This window comes from Kitasatospora sp. NPDC097605 (genome assembly GCF_040302725.1).
In the GTDB taxonomy this organism is placed as follows: domain Bacteria; phylum Actinomycetota; class Actinomycetes; order Streptomycetales; family Streptomycetaceae; genus Kitasatospora.
On record NZ_JBEOSF010000081.1, the window covers coordinates 1 to 3880 of the forward strand.

The following is a 3880-nucleotide window of genomic DNA, read 5'->3' on the forward strand; positions in this document are numbered from 1 at the left end:
GTGCCCGGCACGGCGAGATCTCCGCGTACTCCTTGTCCCGCACAGGGGCCGACGGGCGGGAGCGGTTCCACATCGCGGCATCCACCGGAGCGGCCGGTCGAGGCGCTGCACCACTTCCGGCTCGTGGACGGCTCGTGGACGCGCTGCCCTGGCGCTACAGCGAGGCCCCGGCCGGGTACTTCTGCCACGTAAGGGCCGCTGCTGCCAAGTTCGCCGTCGACCAGTCGGCGGCGATCGCCGGGGCATCCACCACCTGAACGTCGGCGCCCGGCGACGGGACCGGAGCGGGGCCCCTCCGGGACTGAACAAACGTCGAGGTCACCACCGCCCCTCGGCGCGAGATGGCAGCCCGCTACGAGCGCGCCTTCGACGAGAACCGCCTGCCGGTCCAGGCAACCTCGCGGACCTGCGGGTCGGGGTCGTTGACGACCTCGACCTGGTGCAGGACGCCGCCCCGTGGCCGCGGCGAGCTGGTCTGCCGGCCGGTTTCTACCTCTGGTCCCCCTGACCATCCGTTCTCGCTGGCGCGGTGAACGCCGCCGGCCGGTCCACGCTGCTCCAGTGTCCGAACGGGTAGACCACCCACTCTCCCCGTCCGATGATCCGGCGCTCGGGCACGAAGCCACCACCAGGATCGCCCAGGTGGTCACGCGAGTCGTGGGAGGCGCTGCGATGGTCCCCCATCACCCACAGCTTTCCATCCGGCACCACCACGTCGAAGGCCGCGTCCGACGGTTCGTCGCCTTCGGCCAGATAGGACGACTCGTCGATCGGCATGCCGTTGACAGTGATCCGCCCGCCCGGGCCGGTGCTGGTCACCCTGTCCCCGCCGACGCCTATGACGCGCAGGACGAAGATCGTGTCCCCGGCCGATGTCAGGCCCAGGTCCCGTCCCAGCGAACGCAGTCCCTCCAGGACACCGGCCCGCTTCGCCGACCCTCGCACGAAGTAGCCCCTCCCGTCGAAGACCACCACGTCCCCGCGTCGGGGATGGCCGTCGAAGGCGTACGCCAGCTTGTTCACGATCAGGCGGTCTCCCGGTCGCACAGTGTTCTCCATCGAGCTCGACGGCACCGCGAACGGGCGAGCCACGAAGGCGTTCACCGGCAGAATGATCACGACGCAGACCCCCAACAGCCGCAGCAGGCCGCGCAGGCGAGAACGAGCCTGCGGGCTCCCGGACGAGTCCGCCTTCTCCTCCGGCCGTGCCCGGCCGTTCGCCTCACCGTGCTCGTTCACATCCGCCCTCCTGACGGTCGACGCCGGACGGCAGAGCCGTACGCGGGGCGGTGCCCTCTTGACCGACTGCTGGACCTCGTCGATGCCCGAGCAGCGCGCCGAACTGACGATGGTAGTGATGGTGGTGTCGGCACCCAGTGGCAGCCCCAGGCCCGGCAGGGGAAGCGGGGCGCAGAACAGCCACCGGACGTGGCTCTCGTCGTCGTCCCTGGCGCGGGCGGTGCGGGCCTCGGGAGCGGACCAGGACGAGAACCGCTATTGGAGCCGGGAGGACGCCTTGCGCTGCGGGGCGGCCCTGCTGGAGCCCGCCGAGGCCCTGGAACGGAAGGTCGGCTGCGATCTGGTGACGATGGCGACCGACGGGCACGAGCCCCTGCGCGGCGAGGCGGCCGCCCTTCTGATCGCGCTCGCCGGGCGGAGACGGAGACCTCCGTGCTGCGCTCGCTGGTCGCCGGCTTCGACCGGCTACGCGACCCCTTCCACCAACTCATGCGCCAAGACCTCGGCACCTGAGAAGACGGAACAACCATCTCAACCCCCGGCAACGACTCACACCCCGCGGCTCTTGGCCGTGCTCGGCCGGCAGCTCCAGGGTGGTGGTGACCGGCGCCGCATCGTCGTACTCGCGCCAGCCGTCCCCGCCCGCGTCGTGGGTACGGATGGTCCGCCACCGCCTGCTGCCGGTCCGCCAGAGCGGCGGGCGGGGAGCGCGGCCGACGAGGGTGCCGGTGCAGCGAGCAGCAGCGCGAGGTCCGGCGCAGCGAGGGGTCGGCCGGCCGGTCGTCCGGAGGGGCGGAGACTCATTGCGGGCCGGTCGGAGTAGTGGACGGGCGCAGAACGCGGGCCCTTTCGACACTGAGCGCGGGGCCGGACCGCCGACCGTGTCCGGCCGCTACGAGCGAGACGAAAGGAAGGCGTACACCGTGCGCGAGAAGGACACCGAAGCCGCCGCGGCGGCCGGGACGGGAGTGCCCCGCCGGGGCGGGCGGCACCTGATAGGCACCGCGAGCGCGGTGGCCCTGGCATGGAGCGGGCTCTGCGGCCCCCTGCCGGCGTCGGCGGCCACCCCCGCCCCGGCGCAACCTCCGGCCACGCCCGGGCCGGCGGCCAGGGCGGCGAGCGGCTCCCAGCTCTTCACCACCCCAGGGCTGAACTTCTTCGACGTCCCCGCCGGGGTGACGAGGGTGACGATCTCCGCGTGGGGCCCGGGCGGGCCCGGCGGCGCCGGCAGCGGCGGGGGCGGCGGCGCGGGTGGAGGCGGCGGGGAGAAGGAGAGCAGCGGCGACACCGGCGGCAACGGAGGCGGCGGCGGAGGCGCGGGCGCCGGTGGAGGCGGGGGTCAGGGCGGCCAGGCCGGCTCCTTCGTCACCTGCACGCTGGACCTCGGAATCCTGTCCTCGAACACCATCAGTTACCTGGACGTCTCCGTCGGCGCGCCGCATGCGGGCACCACCGGCGGGGCGGGCGGGGCAGGGGGCAGCGGCGGAGCCGGGAACAACGACGACGGCACGAACGGCGCCGACGGCGTGAGCGGCCAGCAAAGCCTGGAGATCCTGCCCCGCAACTCCACCAGGGTTTCGGTGCTCGGGCTCGGTCTGCCTGACCTCGTCACGGCGCCCGCGGGCGGCGGCGGGCACTCGGGCAGCTACGGCGACGGCGGCACGGGCGGTGACGGCGCGGGCGGCTTCGCCGAGACCATCGGTGACGGCGGCCCCGGGGGCGGCCGCGGCCACGGCGGCCACGGGGCACCGAATGCTCCCGGCCCGTTCGACTTGCCCAACTGCGGCCTCTACGGCGAAGGGCAGACCACCTTCGGAGCGGCCGGCGCCAACGGCGGCGAAGCGGACGACGGGGGCAACGGCCTCGACGGGCAGACCGCTCCTCCCGGCTACCCGGGCGCGGCCGGCGGCACCGGCGGTTCACCCGGCCTGTTCGGAGCGGCCGGTGACGGCGGGGCGGCCACCGCCTTTGGCGAGTACGCGTTCGGCGCCGGCGGCAGAGGCGGCGCGGGCGGCTTCGGCGGCAGGGGCGGCGACGGAGGCGCGGGCGGCACGCCCGGCATCAACGGCGGCACCCCGGGCAGCGGCGCCCCCGGCACGGTCGGCAAGCCCGGCGACAACGGAGCCCCGGGCGCCACCGGAGCCGTACTCATCCAGTGGTGACCACCCCGGCCACCTGACCAGACCCCGCCCCCGGGGCTCCGGTACGGCCCGCCCCCGGATGTACCGGGCCGGGTGAGGCGGACCGGTCCGTTGCCCGGGAGCGCAGTCGTGGTGCGGGTCGCACGGGCCGCGCAGGGCCGGCGGTGTACGGCCGGTGACCGCTGCGAGCGCGAGGTCCGGCACCGGCACGCCGGGAACGCGGGCAGGCCGGCCACGGCCCGGCCCAGCCGGTCACCGCGAGCGCACCGCCGGGCAGGACCGGGCGCGCGAGGCGGGTGCGGACCTCGGCGCGGGCGGTGACCTCCACCTCGGCCCCCGTGCCGTCGACCAGCCGCACCGGCTGCGGGCCGGCCGGCACGCGGGCCGGGGACGGGGCGGGCAGCCGGCCGGCACGCAGGCCGTGGCGGGCCGGCTGCCCGCCTGACCCGTGAGCTGGTGCTCTCCGACACGGTGGCCGAGGGCGTGCTGCACGTCTCCGC

Annotated in this window: 4 protein-coding genes; 3 read left to right on the forward strand and 1 reads right to left on the reverse strand. The window is 75.1% G+C overall.

The window, feature by feature from the left end:
- Positions 1–257, forward strand: a 257-nt coding sequence (locus ABTX81_RS39365) for a hypothetical protein (RefSeq protein ID WP_350555738.1), incomplete at its 5' end; no start/stop codon positions are given.
- Positions 258–489: 232 nt separating this feature from the next.
- Here the strand turns inward: ABTX81_RS39365 and lepB are convergent.
- A complete protein-coding gene (lepB, locus tag ABTX81_RS39370; protein WP_350555739.1) occupies positions 490–1239 on the reverse strand; it encodes a signal peptidase I in 750 nt (249 codons plus the stop codon).
- A gap of 923 nt (positions 1240–2162) precedes the next feature.
- On the opposite strand from lepB, the gene ABTX81_RS39375 reads away from it, so the two are divergent.
- Positions 2163–3401: a hypothetical protein gene (locus tag ABTX81_RS39375; protein WP_350555741.1), complete on the forward strand. Its 1239-nt coding sequence runs from the start codon at positions 2163–2165 to the stop codon at positions 3399–3401.
- Positions 3402–3555: 154 nt separating this feature from the next.
- Complete coding sequence (locus tag ABTX81_RS39380; RefSeq protein ID WP_350555743.1) at positions 3556–3825, forward strand: hypothetical protein; 270 nt, start codon at positions 3556–3558, stop codon at positions 3823–3825.
- The last annotated feature ends 55 nt before the right edge of the window (positions 3826–3880 follow it).